This window comes from Actinoplanes sp. SE50/110 (genome assembly GCF_900119315.1).
Taxonomy (GTDB): Bacteria; Actinomycetota; Actinomycetes; order Mycobacteriales; family Micromonosporaceae; genus Actinoplanes.
In genome coordinates this window covers 5013501-5031284 of the sequence record NZ_LT827010.1, presented here as the reverse complement: position 1 = coordinate 5031284, position 17784 = coordinate 5013501, and the positions used below count along the sequence as shown (strand labels likewise).

General features: G+C 71.3%; 15 protein-coding genes. 6 read left to right on the top strand and 9 right to left on the bottom strand.

What is annotated here, in order from left to right; genetic code table 11:
* Positions 1–62: 62 nt before the first annotated feature.
* On the bottom strand, positions 63–890 hold the full coding sequence (locus ACSP50_RS22540) for a MerR family transcriptional regulator (protein ID WP_052311685.1): 828 nt from the start codon (positions 888–890) through the stop codon (positions 63–65).
* Positions 891–1100: 210 nt separating this feature from the next.
* Between ACSP50_RS22540 and ACSP50_RS22535 the strand changes: the two genes are divergently transcribed.
* From ACSP50_RS22535 to ACSP50_RS22525, 3 genes are read left to right on the top strand one after another with little or no spacing between them, the layout of a single operon-like run.
* The gene (locus ACSP50_RS22535; protein WP_014691581.1) at positions 1101–2432 is read left to right on the top strand and encodes an extracellular solute-binding protein; all 1332 of its coding nucleotides are present in this window, start codon (positions 1101–1103) and stop codon (positions 2430–2432) included.
* Positions 2429–3409: a carbohydrate ABC transporter permease gene (locus ACSP50_RS22530; protein ID WP_014691580.1), complete on the top strand. Its 981-nt coding sequence runs from the start codon at positions 2429–2431 to the stop codon at positions 3407–3409. Before ACSP50_RS22535 ends, ACSP50_RS22530 begins: the two co-directional genes overlap by 4 nt.
* Positions 3406–4233 carry a carbohydrate ABC transporter permease gene (locus tag ACSP50_RS22525; RefSeq protein ID WP_014691579.1) on the top strand — a complete coding sequence of 276 codons (828 nt, stop codon included), beginning with the start codon at positions 3406–3408 and terminating at the stop codon, positions 4231–4233. The genes ACSP50_RS22530 and ACSP50_RS22525 overlap by 4 nt, the downstream gene beginning before the upstream one ends.
* 349 nt (positions 4234–4582) lie before the next feature.
* On the opposite strand, the gene ACSP50_RS22520 is transcribed toward ACSP50_RS22525, so the two are convergent.
* On the bottom strand, positions 4583–6175 hold the full coding sequence (locus ACSP50_RS22520; RefSeq protein ID WP_014691578.1) for an ATP-binding protein: 1593 nt from the start codon (positions 6173–6175) through the stop codon (positions 4583–4585).
* Positions 6176–6344: 169 nt separating this feature from the next.
* On the opposite strand from ACSP50_RS22520, the gene ACSP50_RS22515 reads away from it, so the two are divergent.
* Entirely contained in the window at positions 6345–8513 is a 2169-nt protein-coding gene (locus tag ACSP50_RS22515) for an ATP-binding protein (protein WP_014691577.1), read from the top strand.
* Positions 8514–8543: 30 nt separating this feature from the next.
* On the opposite strand, the gene ACSP50_RS22510 is transcribed toward ACSP50_RS22515, so the two are convergent.
* Positions 8544–9242, bottom strand: coding sequence for an SDR family NAD(P)-dependent oxidoreductase (locus tag ACSP50_RS22510; RefSeq protein ID WP_014691576.1), 699 nt, complete (start codon positions 9240–9242; stop codon positions 8544–8546).
* 103 nt (positions 9243–9345) lie between these two features.
* Here ACSP50_RS22510 and ACSP50_RS22505 point away from each other — a divergent pair, with 103 nt between their 5' ends.
* Complete coding sequence (locus tag ACSP50_RS22505; protein ID WP_043511954.1) at positions 9346–10215, top strand: helix-turn-helix domain-containing protein; 870 nt, start codon at positions 9346–9348, stop codon at positions 10213–10215.
* A 41-nt stretch (positions 10216–10256) separates the two neighbouring features.
* On the opposite strand, the gene ACSP50_RS22500 is transcribed toward ACSP50_RS22505, so the two are convergent.
* The 4 genes from ACSP50_RS22500 to ACSP50_RS22485 form a co-directional block, all read right to left on the bottom strand.
* Positions 10257–10877: a hypothetical protein gene (locus ACSP50_RS22500; protein ID WP_014691574.1), complete on the bottom strand. Its 621-nt coding sequence runs from the start codon at positions 10875–10877 to the stop codon at positions 10257–10259.
* Positions 10878–11088: 211 nt separating this feature from the next.
* Positions 11089–11922 carry an alpha/beta fold hydrolase gene (locus ACSP50_RS22495; RefSeq protein WP_014691573.1) on the bottom strand — a complete coding sequence of 278 codons (834 nt, stop codon included), beginning with the start codon at positions 11920–11922 and terminating at the stop codon, positions 11089–11091.
* Between the two features lie 43 nt (positions 11923–11965).
* Complete coding sequence (locus ACSP50_RS22490; protein WP_099343844.1) at positions 11966–12988, bottom strand: 5'-3' exonuclease H3TH domain-containing protein; 1023 nt, start codon at positions 12986–12988, stop codon at positions 11966–11968.
* Positions 12989–13026: 38 nt separating this feature from the next.
* Positions 13027–13824: an SDR family oxidoreductase gene (locus ACSP50_RS22485; protein ID WP_014691571.1), complete on the bottom strand. Its 798-nt coding sequence runs from the start codon at positions 13822–13824 to the stop codon at positions 13027–13029.
* A gap of 77 nt (positions 13825–13901) precedes the next feature.
* Between ACSP50_RS22485 and ACSP50_RS22480 the strand changes: the two genes are divergently transcribed.
* A complete protein-coding gene (locus tag ACSP50_RS22480; protein ID WP_043511951.1) occupies positions 13902–14621 on the top strand; it encodes a hypothetical protein in 720 nt (239 codons plus the stop codon).
* A gap of 55 nt (positions 14622–14676) precedes the next feature.
* Here the strand turns inward: ACSP50_RS22480 and ACSP50_RS22475 are convergent, their stop codons facing one another.
* Positions 14677–16476, bottom strand: a complete 1800-nt coding sequence (locus ACSP50_RS22475; protein WP_014691569.1) for a hypothetical protein — start codon at positions 16474–16476, stop codon at positions 14677–14679.
* Between the two features lie 317 nt (positions 16477–16793).
* Complete coding sequence (locus ACSP50_RS22470; protein ID WP_014691568.1) at positions 16794–17654, bottom strand: aminoglycoside phosphotransferase family protein; 861 nt, start codon at positions 17652–17654, stop codon at positions 16794–16796.
* Positions 17655–17784 lie beyond the last annotated feature (130 nt).

The window sequence follows — 17784 nt, the reverse complement described above, 5'->3', positions numbered from 1 at the left end:
GTCGGCGCCGTCGCCTGCCTCCACGCCGAGGCGGTCGACGGGCGCGGCGGGTGTCGGGTCGGTCAAGGGATGGGCAGGGTGTCGACGTCGGCCATGACGACCTTGCGATCTTCCGGGTCGCTGATCCTGTCGACCAGGGCGAGGGCCCGGGCGCGGGAGTCGCGGGCGGCCGGCAGGTCCCCGGCGATCGCCTGGGCGCGGGCAAGAGCCTCGTGGGCGCTCGCCTGCAGCCACATCTCGGCGCCCGGGCGGTCGGCGTAGGTCAGGCACCGCTGGGCGTGGTAGAGGGCGGGCTCGGCCCGCCCGAGAGTCGCGTAGACCCGGGAGCACTGCCATTCGCCGATCGCCCGGTTCTGGTCGTCGCCGGCGTTGTCCCAGTGGAAGCGGGAGGCGTGCGCCATGTGGATCATGCGGTCGTCCTCGGCGGGGGAGCGGGACTCCTTCTCGATCAACGACCAGGTGTCGTTGAACAGGGTGCGCGCCAGCTCCCGCTCCTCGGTGACGGTCGGCGGCTGGGGTGCGGTCATCGCCATGGTGATTCCTCGTTCGTCGTCGAGCAGGTGGTCGAGGGAGTGCAGGGATCGGCGGATCCGGTCGGCACGGGCCTGCAGCGCCGCGCGGTGCCGGGTGAGCAGGCGCCGGGCCTCCTGCTCGCCGGCCCCGGTCAGCAGGGCCCGGATCGCCTGCAGCGGGACGTCGAGCGCGCGCAGCCGGGCGATGGTGACGGCGGTCGCCACCTGGCTCTCGGCGTACCACCGATAGCCGTCGGCGGAGACCATCCGCGGCACGAACAGGCCCAGCCGGTCGTAGTTGCGCAGCACCTTCGTGGTCAGCCCGGCGCGGCGGGCGACCTCGCCCACCGACAGCATCCCGGCGTCCCGCGTTCCCATGCCGATCACGCTACGAGGTTGCCCCGGGGCAAGGTCAACACCGCCCCGCACACCCCGCGGGCGCGTCGGCGTATCGAAACATGCAAAGACTTGTTGACGCGAGCGGGCGGCGGTCGTAATTTTCATCAACAACGACCGACAATGAAAAGGATGACCGGCCGCAGGGCGGGCTCCTTCGCTCCTGATCGATGAGTACCCGAGGGGTAAGCCATGGATGAACGCCGCTATCTCGCCGCCGCCGCCGTGTGCGCCGCGACGCTGCTCGCCGTCACCGCCTGCGGTGGCGGCGGCAGGTCGGCCACCGGCGACGACGGCAAGCCGAAGACCGTGCCGACCACCCGCGGGGAGGGTGCGACCCTCACCGTGTGGGTGATGGACGGCGACTACACCGACGCCACCCTCAAGGCGATCAACAACCAATTCACCCAGGCGACCGGGGCCCGGGTGGACCTCCAGATCCAGCAGTGGGAGGGGGTCACCACCAAGATCAGCACGGCGCTCTCCACCACCGGCACCCCGGACGTGCTCGACCTCGGCAACACCCAGGTGCCCGGGTTCGCGGCCAACGGCGGCCTGCTCGACCTGACCCCGTACGCCGCCGACCTCAAGCAGGGCCACCGGTGGCTGGCCGGGCTGGAGGAGCCGGCCACCGTCGACGATCACCTGTACGCCGTGCCGGGCTTCGCCGGGGCACGCGCGGTGATCTACAACAAGAAGACCTGGGCGGCCGCCGGCGTCACCGCGGCGCCCACCACGTACGCGGAGCTCACCGCTGCGCTCGACAAACTCGGGGCGGCCAACCCGGCGGCCGACTTCTCGCCGTTCTACCTGCCCGGGCAGTACTGGTACGCGGGCATGCAGTTCATCTGGGACGCCGGCGGCGACATCGCCGGCGACGAGGGCGGCACCTGGAAGGGCGGCTTCTCCAGCCCGGCCGGGCAGAAGGGCCTGGCCGACTTCAAGACCTTCCAGAACACCTACTCCAGCAAGGCTTCACAGGCCCTGGACACGATCACCCCGGACCAGAACCAGGTGTTCGCCGACGGCAAGACCGCGACCATCCTCTCCACGGCCGGCTCGATCGGTCTGATCCAGAAGGACAACCCCAAGATCAAAGCCGAGGATCTGGGTACGTTCCCCCTGCCCGGCGTCTCGGGCCGAGCGCAGCCGGTGATGCTGGGCGGCTCCGACTGGGGCATCGCCACCAAGAGCGACGCCGCGGATCTCGCCCTGCAGTGGGTGAAGATCGCGTCCAGCCCGTCGGTGCAGGACAGGTACGTGTTCGGCAACGACGGCTGGATCCCGAACAGCACCGAGGGCATCCAGGCCGCCCAGCCCGGCCTCAAGGAGCAGCAGAAGGGCTTCTTCACCGCGGCGCTGACCTCCAAGGCCACCCCGGCCGCCGCCCAGTGGCCCACCCTGGAGGGCGACAAGAGCATCAACCAGGTGTTCGCCACGGTGGTCTCGGGCGCCAGGTCGCCGGCCGACGCCGGCCGGGAGTTCGACGCCCACCTGGAGTCCACCCTCGCCGGCGGCAAGTGACCGTCGTGCCCGTCACCACCGTGCTCCAGGACGCGGCCGGCGCCACGCCGGCCGCACCACCCCCGCTCGCCGCGCGCCCGGCCCGACGGCGGCGCACCCTGGCCCCGTTCTGGCTGCTCAGCCCGGCCGGCCTGGTGCTGGCCGCGGTCACCCTCGCGCCGCTCGGCTTCCTGATCTTCACCTCGTTCACCGACTACGACCAGCGCACCCTGTTCACCGGCACCTACCACTTCGTCGGCGCGGACCAGTACGCCGAGCTGCTGGCCGACCCGGCGTTCTGGACCTCGCTGGTGCGCACCGTGCTGTTCACCGTCGCGATGGTGGCCGGCAGCGTGCTGATCGGGATGGGCGTCTCGCACCTGCTGACCCGGCTCGACCGCGGCTGGCGCCACACCGTGACCGTGGTGCTGATCGTCGCCTGGGCGATGCCGAACGTGGCCTCCGCACTGGTCTGGAACTGGCTCTTCCAGCCCGGCTACGGCGTGCTCAACTGGGCGCTCGGCCAGGCGCGGGTCTTCGGCGACACCACCGATCTCAACTGGGCACAGGACCCCGCGTTGGCGTACACCGCGATCTGGCTCTTGATCGTCTGGCAGGCGGTGCCGTTCATCGCGCTCACCGTGAACGCCGCGGAGACCCAGGTGCCCCAGGAGCATCTCGAGGCGGCCCGGCTCGACGGTGCGGGTGAACTCGCGGTGTACCGGATCGTCACCCTCAACCACCTGCGGCCCACCCTGCTGCTGGTCACCATCCTGTCGGTGATCTGGGACTACAACGTGTTCAACCAGATCTGGCTGTTCTCCCGCGGCGGACCCGGCGACGACACCGCCACGCTCGGCGTCTTCACCTACAAGACGGCGTTCGTCGGCTTCCACATCGGTCAGGGCGCGGCCATCTCGGTGGTCACCACGGCGCTGCTGCTCGCGCTGACCGCCGTCTACATCCGTGGCCTGCTCCGCTCGGGGGAGGACCTGTGAGCCACCGCGGACGCCGGATCGTCACCACCCTCGCGGCGGTCTTCTGCCTGGTCTGGATCTTCCCGGTCTACTGGATGGTCAACACCGCGTTCAAGCCGCGCTCCGAGGTGAGCACGACCACCCCGCACTTCGTGCCGATGCACCCGACCCTGGCCAACTTCAGCCGCGCGCTGGGTCAGGACCAGTTTCTCACCAACCTGCGCAACAGCGTCATCGTGGTCGCGGTGACCGTGCTGCTCTCGGTCGTGCTGGGCACCTTCGCCGCGGCCGCGCTGTCCCGGTTCCGGTTCGCCGGCCGGCGAACCGTCATGGTGGTCATCCTGGCCGTGCAGATGCTGCCCGGCACCGCGCTGCTGATCCCGATGTTCGCCATGTTCAACAGCGTCGACCTGCTCGGCACGTATCTGGCGCTGATCCTCGCCTACGTGGCCACCGTGCTGCCGTTCTCGATCTGGGTGATGCGCGGCTTCTTCGTCGCCGTCCCGGCCGAGGTCGAGGAGGCCGCCCACCTCGACGGCGCGTCCACCTGGCGGACCCTGGTCAGCGTGCTGTTCCCGCTGGTCGCCCCGGGCGTCATCGCGAGCAGCATCTTCGCGTTCATCGCCGCCTGGAACGACTACCTGTTCGCCTACACGTTCATGCAGGACCAGAGCCGGTACACGCTGCCGGTCTGGCTGGCGTCGTTCAGCAATCCGCACACCGGCACCGACTTCGGCGGGCAGATGGCCGCCTCGGCGGTGTTCTCCGTGCCGGTCGTCGTGTTCTTCCTGTTCATCCAGCGCAACCTGGTCGCCGGAATGTCCGCCGGCGCCGTGAAGGGCTAGGTCCCCGCCTTGCTGATCCCACGCCCCCTCGCCCTGACCGCCTCGCCGGGAGAGTTCGTCCTGGACCGGACCACGACCGTCGCGGCGCCCGAGCAGCTCGGCGGGGTGCTCGCCGCGCTGTGGCAGGCGCTGCGCGCGGCCACCGGCCTGCCCCTGCGCGAAGCGCGGCGGGGTCCCGGAGATCGAGTCGCCCGGCCACGCGCAGGCCGCGCCGGCCGGCTACCCCCACCTCGGGGTCACCGGACGGTCGCTGGAGCTGCACACCCGTCCACAACGCACAGACGATCAAGCGGTGGCCGTCCTCGTTCCCGCGGGATCGGAGGTCACCTCACGAATGGCGGCTGCCGTACTAGCCGGGGGCCGGTTTGACCGGCAGCTCGATGGCGAAGGTGGTGCCCGGGCCGCTGTGGTCCGCGAGGGTGATGGTGCCGCGGTGACGTTCGACGATCGCCCGGGCGATGACCAGGCCCAGGCCGGTGCCCGGGATGCGGCGGTCCAGGGCGGTGGAGGCGCGGTAGAAGCGGCGGAACAACCGGGGCCGCTCGGCCGACGGGATGCCGATGCCGGTGTCGGCGACGGTCCAGGTGACCGTCTCCGCACTGTCGTCCATCGCGGCGGTCACGGTGACCGTCCCGCCCTCGGGGGTGTATTTGACGGCGTTCGACAGCAGGTTGTCGGCGACCTGGCGGAGCCGGCCCGGGTCGGCGTACAGGTCCAGGCGTTCCGGCAGCCGGGCGACGATCGTCAGGTCCTTGTCCGCGGGGGTGACCGCCTGCAACGACTGCCGGATGATCTCGCACAGGTCGGTGCCGACGGGGCTGATGCCCAGGCTCCCGGACTCCAGCCGGGCCAGATCCAGCAGGTCCTCGGCCATCACCGACAGGCGCTCGGCGTTCCGGGTGATCATCCGCAGGTAGTGGTGCCGCTCGTCGGGGCTCAGGTCGTCGATCTCGTCGTCGAGCAGGCTGGCGGTGCCGGTGATGGCCGCCAGCGGGCTGCGCAGCTCGTGGGTGACCATGGCGAGGAACTCGTCCTTGGTACGGGCCAGCTCGATGGTCAGCTCCTCGGCGCGGCGCCGCTGCACGTACTGCCCGATCTGGGCGGCGAGGCCGCTGAGCAGGGCGATCAGGGTGTCCTCGGGATCCTCGACCCGGTTGCCGTAGACGCAGAGGGCGCCGAACACGTGCTGGCCGGTGCAGAGCGGGACGCCGACGGCCACCCGCAACCCGATGCGGGCGCCGGCGCGGCTGCGCAGCGAACCGGTGTCGGCGGTCAGGTCGGGGATCCACTGCGGAGTGCCCTCGGCGCAGACCCGGCCGGGCAGCGCGACGCCGAGCTCCAGCGTGTCGACGGCGAAGTTGTGCAGCCGCCGGCCCGGCTCGACGTGCCGGGCCAGACAGTTCAGCAGCTGCCTGTCGTCGTCGACCACCCACAGCTCGGTCACCGGCCAGCCCATCTTCACGCCGAGGGCCTCGACCACCCGCTCGGCGGCCGTGTCGCTGGAGTCCGCCTCGGCGAGCCCGCGGGCGACGGCGGCCTCCACCGCGGTGAACCGGCCGGCCCGATGCTCGGCGGTGATGTCATGGGCGAAGATGTGGAACAACCGGCCGGTGGCCGAGTCGGTGGCGGTCAGCGTCATCTCGATCGGAATCTCGTGGCCGTCGGCGTGCCAGGCGGACCATTGCCGCCGCCGGTTACGGGTCTGCCCCGGCTGGCCGCTGGTCAGCAACGCGAGCTCCGCCCGGCCGGCCTCGCGCGCCCCGGGGGCCACGATCAGCTCCTCGATCGAGCGGCCGACCGCCTGCGCCCGCGGGTAGCCGAACGTCGTCTCGGCGGCCGGATTCCAGGCCACCACCCGGCCGGTGGCGTCGAAGGCCAGGTAGGCGTCCAGGGCGGCGGCCAGCACGGCCTGGGAGTCGGGTATTTCCGTGTCCGCTGACATCAGTCACCCCCGGTGGTTTTGGCGGACGCCGATCCGGGGGAAACGGGCGGTGCGGCTCTCTCCAGGCTAACCGGGTCCGCTGCCCGCGCGGCGTGTTGCAGAACTTTTCCGGGTACGGGCTCTACGATCGCACAAATTGTCCGGTAAGTCCTAATTTTTGGTGGTAAAAGTGCCGGAACTCGACGTCGCGGTGCTGACTTCGCCGCAACGGCTGCGAGCCGTGGCGAGCGCACGCCGGGAGTTGCCGGTCCTGCCGGTGCCGCTGGACGGCATGGCCCGGATGGCGGCGCGGATGCTGCGGACGCCGATGGCGGTCGTCACCCTGGTGCAGGGCGGCGAGGAGGAGTTCCTCGGCCTGTTCGGACTGCCGGAGCCGTTCGCCGCCACGCGGCGCGCCGCACTGCAGTTCTCCCTCTGCGCGTTCGTGGTCTGCGCCGACGACGTGGTCGCGGTGGACGACACGCTCGCCGAGGAAAGGTTGCGCGAGCATCCGGTGGTCCGGCAGTGGGGGGTCCGGTCCTTCGCCGGGATCCCGCTGCACGACACCGACGGCCAGCCGGTCGGTGCGATCACCGTCATCGACATCGCGCACCGCTCCTGGACCGCGCCGGACCTGACCCGGCTCACGTACATCGCCGACATGCTCGGCCCGATCCCGGCGGGCACCCCGTCCGCCGAGGCGGCCATGGACCTGCTGTGCACCGACCACCGCGGCACCGGCCCGCAGCCGGCCGCCGGCGTCGCGGCCCAGGCCCAGGTGCAGCAGGCGTTCATCGAGGCGCTGCTCGACAGCCTGCAGGTCGGCGTGGTGGCCTGCGACCGCGATCGCCGCCCGGTCGTGGTCAACCGGATGATGCGGCACCTGTTCGGCCTGCACGACGGCATCTCCCGGGAGGAGGCACTGACCGCCGGCCTGGCCCGCGTGCACCACCTCGACGGCACTCCGATCGCCCCCGACGAACTGGTGGTGACCCGGGCGCTCAACGGCGAGACGGTGCGGGACGCCGCATCGATGCTGTGCACCCCCGGCGCACCGGACCGCTACCTGTTGGTCAACGGGCAACCCCTGCACGACCACGACGGCAACCGTCTCGGCGCGGTCTCCACCGTCCTGGACATCACCGGCCGGCGCCGCAACGAACGCTTCCGCGACTGTCAGCTGCGGGTGGCGCGCATCCTCAACAGCAGCGACACGGTGGAGCAGGCGGCACCGCGGCTGCTGTCGGCCGTCGGCGAGGCGCTGGGCTGGCAGCACGTCGGACTCTGGCTCATCGACGACGTCGCCGACGTCGCCCGCCCGGCCGGCCACTGGGAGGCCCCCGGCGTACACATCGAGGATCTGATCCCGCAACGGCTCACCCGCAACGACCCCGGCCTGGTCGGCACCGCCTGGGCCACCGGCCGGCCGATCTGGATCGCCGACCTCGCCACGACCACCTCCACCGACCCGCGGCTGCGTGACTTCATCGCCGCCGCCGTCCACCGCGACCTGCGGACCGCGGTGGCGATCCCGATCTGCGAGAACGACACCGCCCTAGCCGTGCTCGTCTGCCTGAGCGCCCTCGGCGAGCACGACGACGCGCCGCTGATCGGCCTGCTCACCGACATCGCCGAACAGATCGGCCGGCTCCTGGCCCGCCGCCGGGCCGCCGAACTCGACCTGCAGCTGGCCAGCGCCAAGGACGACTTCCTCACCCTGATCAGTCACGAGCTGCGCACCCCGCTGACCACGGTGCTGGCCTGCACCAGCATGCTCGCCGACGACCCGCAGGTCGACCCGGACACCCGGCAGATGCTGGCCACGGTCACCCGCAGCACCACCGCGGTGCAACGCATCATCGACGAACTGATCGACCTGGCCGGCATCGAATCCGGCCACCACCCGCTCCACAAACGCGCCACCGACCTGGTCACCGTCGTCACCGGCGCGCTCGCCGCCGCCCCACACCCCGACGACATCGAGATCCACACCGATCTGCCGCCGTCCCTGGTCGTCGACGGCGACCCCGGCCGGCTGCGCCAGATCGTCGACCATCTGCTGTCCAACGCGATCAAGTACAGCCCCCGCGGCGGCGACGTGCGGATCTCCCTGTCCGCCGACCGCGGCGACGTCGCCGAACTCGCGATCACCGACACCGGCATCGGCATCCCCGAAGCGGACCGCGCCGGCCTGTTCACCCGCTTCCACCGGGCCGGCAACGCCCGGCACACCGCCGTCACCGGGACCGGGCTCGGCCTGGCCCTGGTCCGGGCGCTCGTCGAAGCCCACGGCGGCACCGTCACCCACGACCCGGCGCACCACCCCGGCACCCGGATCACCGTGCGTCTGCCCCGCTGAGCCGGCCGGTGCTCGCGGTCCCGCCGAAGGTCAGGACCAGGTGATCTCACCGTGCCGGTCGACGAACCGACCGGAACCGTGCCCCGGACCCTCGGTGGCCAGCGCGACGATCGCGTCCGTGCCCTCGGTGACCGTCTGCGGGCCGCTGTTGCCGTTGAGGTCGGTGGCCGTGTAGCCGGGATCGGCGGCGTTGATCCGGATGCCGGGCAGGCCCTTGGCGTACTGGGTGGTCAGCATGGTGAGCGCCGCCTTCGCGGACGTGTACGCGGGAGCCACCACACCCGCCTCCGGTCGTGCCGGGTCGTGGGTGGCGGCCAGCGAGCCCATCGCGCTGCTGACATTGACGATCACCGGGTCCGGCGAGCGGCGCAGCAGGGGAAGGAACGCGGTCGTGGTGCGGACCACGCCGAACAGGTTGACGTCGAAGACGCCCAGCATGTCGGCGGCGGTCAGGGCGCCGGGATCGCCGACCGGCCCGTGCACCCCGGCGTTGTTGATCAGGACGTCGATCGAGCCCTCGTGCTGTTCGACGGCCGCCACCGCGGCGGCCACCGACGCGTCATCGGTGACGTCGATCTGGACGAACCGGGCGCCCAGTGCCGCGGCGGTCGCGGCGCCGAGCAGTGGATCACGGGCGCCGACGATGACGGTGTGTCCGAGTTCGAGCAGGCGGCGGGCGGTCTCGCGGCCGAGGCCCCGGTTGGCCCCGGTGATGAAGGTGATCGTCATGGCGTCGATGATTCGCCGGGCGGCCCGACGGCAGCCAGGGACGTCGCGACGGTAGGACGATCAGTACCACCCTCGTGGCGGTGCGGTGCGCGACGATGGGCACATGACGACGGAGGGGGCAGGGCTCGGCGCGACGATCCGCGCCTGGCGGAACCGGCTGTCGCCGGCCGCGGCGGGGCTGCCGGCCCGGCGGGCGCGCCGGACCGCCGGGTTGCGCCGCGAGGAGCTGGCCGAGCTGGCCGGCCTGTCGGTGGACTATGTCGTCCGGCTGGAGCAGGGTCGGGCGACCACGCCGTCGTCCCAGGTCGCCGCGGCCCTGGCCCGGGCGCTGCAGCTCAGCGTCGCGGAGCGGGACCATCTGTTCCGGCTGTCGCGCCTGGCGCCGCCGGCGGACGACCGGATCAGCGACCACATCCCGCCGGGCGTGCAGCGGGTCGCCACCCGGCTCGGCGATGCCGCCACCGCCATCTTCGCCGCCGACTGGCAGCTGATCTGGTGGAACCGCGGCTGGGCCGCCCTGTTGGGCGATCCGGCGGCGGTGCCGCCGGCCCTGCGCAACTTCGCGCTCGACACGTTCCCCACGGCGCCCGGCGCGACGCCACGGCTGTCCCGATGGCCCGTCCTCTCCCGCGACGGCGACGCCACGAAAGCGGCGATCGTGGCCGACCTGCGCGGAGCCACCGGCCGTTTCCCGCGTGACCGGAGGCTGGCGCATCTGATCCGGGACCTCACCGGCGGCAACCCGGAATTCGCCGAGCTGTGGGCGTCCGGCGCGGTCGGCGCCCATCGGGAGGACCGCAAGACCGTTCACCATCCCACGGTCGGCCCGGTCACGGTCGACTGTGATGTTCTCAGCGGCGGGGGGACCGGCCTGAAGATCGTCATCATGACCGCCACGCCGGGCAGTCCGGACGAGACGAAACTTCGCTTGGCCGCGGTTGCCGGCTCGCAGCTGGAGGACTCGCACCGGTAGCAACGGCCGAACCCCCACCGGGGCGCCCGGCCGGACGCCGGTCAGGCCGCGGAGGAGGAGGTGGCGCAGGAACCGATCTCCGCCTTGAGGGACTTGATCGAGGCCGTGGCACTCCTGACCTTCGCCGTCCCCTCCTCGATGAGCGGTGTCGCCGTGTCGTAGTCGCCGTCGATCAGGTAGGACATCGCCTCGGCCGTCAGCTTCCCCGCCTCCGCCAGGGTCTGGCCCGCCGTCAGGAGGCCGGTCACCGCGTGCTGGCAGTCGCCGATCTGACTGGATGCCGAGCTCAGCTTGGCCTGGGCGGATTTCAGCTCACTCCTGGTCGATGCCAGGTCGTCATTGGCGGTCTGCAGATCGTCCTTCGTGCTCGTCAACTGCGTCTGGGTACTCGCGAGCTCCTGCTCGGTCGCGTGCTTCTGCTGGGCGAGCACGGTGCTCTGCGCGACGAGACCGTTGTTCTGGTCCGAGAGCCTGCCGTTGTCGCCCAGGGCGCCCGTGTACAGAACGGACAGCGTGACAACGGCTGCCAGCGCCACGCTGCCGAGGCCGATCAGGAACGGCCGCTTCTGATACACCTTGAGCGGCTCGGCGCTGACCGGTGTGCGGTAGGGCGCAGCGGGGGCAGGCGACTCATCGACGACCGAGTCCAGATACGTGTACACGACAGTGGTGCCTCTCTAGCGACTGATGACTGCCTGCCCGCTTACCGTTGCGACCAGCCGGCGTTCCGGCAGCACCTCCAGTCGGCGGCGCGAACCGCCAGTTGAGGCTTCCCCCGAGGACTCGATCAGGGGACCGCCGGCGCCGAGGCGCCCGAGCCGCGGCAGACGCTGACCGCCGGGACGAGACCGGGCACGCGCCGCGGCACGGATCTCAGGTGGTGGCGACGAACTCACGCAGGTGGGCGGCGCACCGGGTGGGCTGGTCCTCCGGGATGAGGGTGAACGCGTCCGGGACCTCGACCAGCCGGCCCCGCGGCAGGATCTCGGCGAGGCGGGCGCCGTTGGCCGCGCGCATCATCCGGGACTCCGGCGCCCACAGGACCAGGGCCGGATGGTCGACAGTGGACAGCAGCGCGGCCGCGTCGAGATACTCGGCGGCCCTCGTCGTACGCAGGTATCTGTGAAGATCGCGCCGGATCGGCCGGGAGGTGCGGGACGGCCGCAACCAATCGTCCATGATGTCGGCCGGGACCGGGCGTTTCGACATGAGGCCGAAGTTCATCGGGGAGCGGCGCAGGCCGCGGATCCGCAGCGTCTGCAGGGCCAGGAAGGTCGCGCCGGGGATCCTCGACGACTGGTGGAGGGCCTTGCCGGGCAGGCCGGGCGGGAAATTGTCGAACGACTCCTGCGGCAGCAGCACCAGCCGGGCCAGGCGGCTGCTCAAACCGTACCCGGCGACCAGCTGCGCGCCGCCCCAGTCGCAGCCGATCAGGGTCACCCCGCGCAGGTCGAGGGCGTCCAGGAACTCGGCGACCAGGCCGGCCAGGCCGCGGGAGCTGAGGTCGGCGTCCGGGTTCATCGGCAGGCGGTGGGCGCCCAGCGGCACCTCCAGGACGACACAGCGGTGATCGGCGCGCAGGTCGGCGACGACATGCCGCCAGAGGGTCGCTCCGACCAGGATGCCGGTGAGGAAGACCAGAACCGGGCCGGCGCCACCGCTGTCGTCGTACTCGACGGTGCCGGAGCGGAGAGGGACGGTACGCATCGGCGAGCCCCCGTTCGTCACCGCCGACGGTAACCCGCCCGGCTCAGAAAAGCGCGGTCTGGCCCGGGATGGGGTCGCGGCGGCCGGACATCGAGCCGTGCAGAACCCGCGGCTTGAGGGTGGCGGCCCAGGCGGGCGGCGGCTCGGGCGGCTCCTGCTCCAGCAGCGACGGCGCCGGGGCGTCGCCGCCCACCAGGGCCCACAGCGACGGGCCCAGGTTGATGCCGTGCTCGCGCAGGGCGCGGCGGATCACCAGGTAGTCCAGCGGCAGCCGGGCTGTCTCCAGGCTGGGCACCGGCAGGTCGTGGCGCATCCGCATCAGTCGCCTGTTCCGGTCGACGGCCTCCCGGGCGGCCGGCTCCAGCAACGCCGTCGCGGCCAGCTCGCCGACCGCCTCGCGGAGCGCCGCGACGTCGGCCTGCCACGCCGCGTCGACCGAACCGAACGCGGTGAGCAGGCGGGCCGCGGTGCGAGCCCCGAAACGGCGTACGCCGGGAAGGTTGTCCGAAGGGTCGCCGCGGAGGGCGGCGAAGTCGGTGTACTGCCACGGGTGCACGCCGTACGCCGCGGCCAGCGACGCCGCGTCGACCAGGACCGACCGGTCGAAGCCGCCGTTGCGGATGCGCAACACCGAGGTGGTGTCGTCGATCAGCGCGAACGCGTCCCGGTCGCTGGTCATCAGCACCGACTGCCAGCCCAGCGAGCGGGCCAGGGCGGCGCTGCTGGCCAGGACGTCGTCCGCCTCGTAGGCCGGCGGCACGACCGTGCCGACTCCCGCGGCCCGCAGCAGGTCGGGGGCGATCTGCAGCTGGCGGGTCAGCTCGGCCGGTTTGGCCGGGCGGTGCGCCTTGTAATCCGGGTGGTCGGTGCGCCGGGCCGAATCGTGCGGGCAGTCGAAGCCGACCAGGACCGCGTCCGGCCGAAGCTGGGCGGCGGCCCGCGCGAGATAGCCGACCAGGCCGCGCAGCGCCGGCGCCGGCTCCGGCGAACCGTCACTGGCGTGGTAGGCCCGGTGCACCAGGCTGTTCCCGTCCAGCACCAGCAGCAACCCACCCGTCCGCGACACCCTGGAAGTCTGCCACCCGGCGGGGCGGAATCCAAAGGTCAGCGGCGCAGGTCGTGCCTACGGTGGGTGATGGTCTCGACCAGGCGGGCGGGCACCAGGCGGCGCAGCGCGAAGACCAGCGGGGCGTTGCTGCCCACCGCGTACCGCTGCCGGGGTCTCTCCGCCTCGATCGCGGTGAGGATGGTCGCGGCGACCGTCTCCGCGGAGATGCCGGCCTTCTCGTTGCGATCCAGCGCGGTCAGCATCCGGTCGAAGTCCGCCCGGTGCGGCGAACCGTCCGCCACGTGCCTGGTGCGCCGCTCGCTGATCCCGGTGTTGATCGAGCCGGGTTCGACGGTGGTCAGCCACACCCCGAACGGCGAATACTCGTGCCGGGCCGCGGTCGCGAAACCTTTCACGGCGGCCTTGGTCGCCACATACGACGACCGGTAGGCCAGCGGGAACGAGGCCAGCATCGATCCGACCATCACCACCCGGCCGTAGCCGCGCCCGCGCATCCCGGGCAGCGCCAGCTGCGCCAGCCGCACCGGGCCGAGCACGTTCACCTGGAACAGCCGGCGCAGCGCGTCCATCGGCAGCTCCTCGAACGGGCCGGACTGGCTCTCCCCGGCGTTGTTCACCAGGACGTCGACGCCGCCCAGCAGATCGGCGAGCGCTGCGATCGAGGCGTCCGAGGTGAGATCGAGGGCGACATATTCGACACCGGCCGCGGGCTGGGTCACCGTGGCCGGGTCGCGGCTCGTGCCGAGCACTCGGTAACCGCGCTTGACCAGGGCGGATGCGGTGGCGAGGCCGATGCCGGAGGAGGCTCCGGTGACCAGGGCGGTGCGCTGCACCGAAACACGATAGCGGCCAAGATCTGCCGAACGCTACAGTGCGCGTGCCCTATCGCCTGAAACGGGGAAGAATCACTGTGAAGCTCATCAAGACGACCACCGTCGCGGTGGCCGCCGGCATGCTCCTGCTCGGAGGGTGCGGCGACAAGAAGACCGACGCGCCGAAGGCGGACGCCACCACCACGGCCTCCGCTGCCACCGACCTCACCGCGCTGTCCGCCGACGAGATCCTGACCCGAGCCACCAAGGCGGTTCACGACGCCAAGTCGTTGCACATCAAGGGCATCGAGAACGGCGAGGGCGGCGAGAAGATCGCGATCGACATGAAGCAGTCCGGGAAGAACGTGCTGTCTCGGTTGACCGTCAACGGCATGAACGTCGAGTTCCTGGTAGTCGACGGTGTGCAGTACGTTCGTCCCGATGCGAAGATGTACAAGACGCTGAACCTCAAGTTGCCGGCGGCCGTCACCGCCAGACTGGCCACGATGTGGATGAAGCCGACCGCCGGGGACAGGGTCTTCGCCCCGATGGCCGAGGGCATGACCATGGACAATATGCTCAAGCCGGACGGCACGGTCACCAAGGGCGAGACCACCACGGTGGACGGCAAACCTGCGATCGCCCTCAAGTCGGCCGACGGCGATCTGCTGGTCGCGACCACCGGCGAGCCGCTGCCGCTGAAACTGATGGGCGGCAAGGACGGCGGTGCCATCACCTTCAGCGAGTACGGCGCGGACTTCCCGGAGATCAAGGCGCCGGCCGCGAGCGAGGTCTACAACCTCCCGAAGACGAGCTGACCACATGGTCCGGTGCGGGTGGTGCCCGCACCGGACCGCGATTGCCGTTGTACGTTCAGAGCGTGACCGTCCTCCCCCCGATGGTCACCAGGAGCCCCCCGGTCGCGCTGAACGACCAGGCCAGCGCCCCGCTGTAGGTCGCGCACCGGGAGCCGTTCGTCCCCGACCAGAACTGGTTCGAGCTGTCCGAGTCGCCGATGATCCGGTCGTTCGTGCCACTGCTGAACCGGCACGACGTGTTGTTGCGGAACACCGACGTACCGCCGTCGAAGTTGAAGTTGCGTGCGCCGTTGTCGATGCTCAGGTTGTTCGAGATGGCCAGCGAACCGGGGTTGCTGTTGAACGTGAATCCGTGCTTGCCGTTGTGGTAGGCGATGCTGCGCCGCACGATGTGGTCGACCGCGATGCTCTCGCCGCCCAGCTTGTAACCGTTGCGGTCACCGGCGGCAGCCTGGGTGCCGTCGGTCAGCGTGCCGTTGTCGTACGACAGTGAATTCTCGATGGTGACCGGGCCGATCGGGCCGGTGGCGGTCTTGGTGAACAGATCCCAGCCGTCGTCGATGTTGTTGTGCGACACCGCGTAGCGGAACACGTTGCCGGTGCCGACGGTCAGTTTCGCCGCGAAACCGTCGGCGTTCTCACCACCGGCGTCCACGTTGTCGTGCGATTCGGAGCTGAGCACCAGATTGTTCGACGGCCACTGGGCGGCCGGCGTGTCCGATGCGATCCGGGAGATCTGCAGCCCGCTGTCCCGGTTGAACCGGGTCACCACCCGCTCGATGGTGTTGTTGCTGCCGCCGACGAAGACGCCGTTGTCGCCGGCCCGTTCCACCACTATTCCGTACAGGTGCCAGTAATTGCCGTTCAGCGTCAGCCCGCGATTCGCCGGATTCTCGGTCTGCGCCGAGAAATTCAACACCGGAACCTCACCGGGGTACGCCGAGAGCGTTTTCGCCGCGGCCGCCGTACCGTTGTTGCCGGGCGGGATCACGACCGTCTGCGCATAGCTGTAGGTGCCGCCGCGCAGATAGATCGTGCCGCCCGCGCCGATCCGTCCGATCGCCGAGGTGAGCGTGGTCGGCGAGGACACCGTGCCGGCCGCCCCGTCGGTCCCGTTCGGGGCGACGTACAGCGCCCCGGTCACCGGCGGCGTGCTGGTGCCCGGGCTCGGCGCGGGACTGCTGCCGGACGGGGCCGGGCCGCCGCTCGACGGCGTCGAGGACCCGCTGTCGTCGACCACGATGTCGTCGAACCGGCCGGCCGCGTGCTCGGTGAGCAGTCCGATCCGCCCGCCGGCGATCGACGGGTCGGTGACGCTGCCGACGCTGGTGCCGTTCACCGTGCCGCTGATCGTGGTCCCGCTGACCGTCAGCCGCAGCGTGTAGAAGGTGCTGGTCGAGATGGTCTGGGCGAGGCTGGCCAGGACCGTGACGGCACCGCCGTTCATCGCTTCCAGCTGCACCCGGTTCGACCCGGTCAGCGACAGCCGGTACATCCTGGTGGCGCCGGCCGCCCGCGCGGTCAGCGCGACCACGCCGGCACCGGTGCCGAACGCGGTCGCCTTGACCCGCGCCTGCACCGCATAGTCGGTCCACGAGCCGGTGCCGCCGAACTCGCGGGCCCGCTCGCTGGTGGTGTCGGACTGCTGCAGCACCTTCGACCCGTCGGTGACGATCGACCAGGTGCCGCCCGACTTCGACCAGCCGCCGGTCGACCCGGACTCGAAATCGGCGCTGAACAGTGTCGCCGCCTGCGCGGTGGCGACCGTGACGGCGAGCCCGGCGATCACCGCCGCGGCCAGCGCGCCGGCGCCGGCCAGGCGGCGGGCCCGGCGAGCGCGTGGGGATGGGGACATACGGATTTCTCCCTGTCGAGAATGAGCTCCCGCCGGCAATTCCTCGCGCAGCACAATGCAATGCGCGGCCTGGGCCCGGGGATGGGAACGCCGGCCGGTATCGGGGAACGAACTGTTACCGCAACCGAATCTCCCACCGGCGTGAGAGCCGCGTCAACGATTCTCATTTGCAGGTTTGTTGCAGAAACGCGGGCGCCGGGCCTTCCCCCGATGGCGGGCGACACCACCGGGGTCGCCCCGCTCAGGACGCCGAAGCCCAGCGGCGGACGCTCCGGCTCGTTCTCCCACCGGCGCCGGCTGGCCCGCTGGTGCGACCGTCAGCGGTCACGGCACCGGCCGGGGTCCTCAAGCCAGGCGATGACGGACCGGACGAAGCCGTCGACGTTCGACAGGGGTCGGCCGCGGAGGATCGCGTGGAGGTGCCCGGCTCCGACGGCTGCGTCCCACGCCCCGGCGCGCCGGTAGATCTGCTCGTCGGTCGCCGCGCGGAGCATGTGCCAGCCGTGCCAGGTCGCGACCAGCGCCGCGTCGATCGCCGGGTCGGACAGGATCGCCATGTCCCAGTCGAGGACCCCGGTCAGTGTGCCGTCCGCGCCGAAATGGACGTTGCCGCCGCCGAGGTCGCCGTGGACGAGGCTGGCCGGGACCTCCTCGATCGCCAGAAGTTCGTCTGATCGCTGCCGGACCCTGTCCCGCCACCTCGCCGGCAGCCGTGGTATGACCTGGTTGTTCAGGATGTCGGCCCAGCCTGAACCGTCATCGGCGCGCCGGCGTGGCCGGTGGAGCGCGGCTTCGAGCTCCGGCGAGATCCTCACCTCGCGGAGCGCGTCCAGTAGCGGACCGAACACCGTCGGATCTCCGGTGCCTTCCGGCAGGGACGCGCCGTCGATCCAGGAGACCGCGACGGCCGCCCGTTCGCCGAAGGTGGTGACCGCGGTCATCGGCTCCGGCACGGCGAACGGCATGCCGGCCGCCGCGACAGCGTGAAGTATGCCGACCCGGCGCGGCAACTCGGCGGCAGCACCGGCCCGCTTACTGACGCGCACAGCGGCGATGCCGGGAAGCAGCACCACGTGGTGCATGTTCCCGTGCTCGGCGAGGCGTGCGGAGTCGAGCGGGGCGCCGGGGAGCAGCGCATCGGTGATTTCCAGTAGGTCGGCGGGGACCGGTCGGGACATCCGGCAATTCTGTCGGACGCCGCATCCGGGAGCGGGTCAGGCCACCGATCCGGGCAGCAGGTACCGGTAGTCGCAGCCGGCGAGGTCGGGTGGGAAAGGGCGCATTCAGCCGCCGGCCCTTCCGGATCGC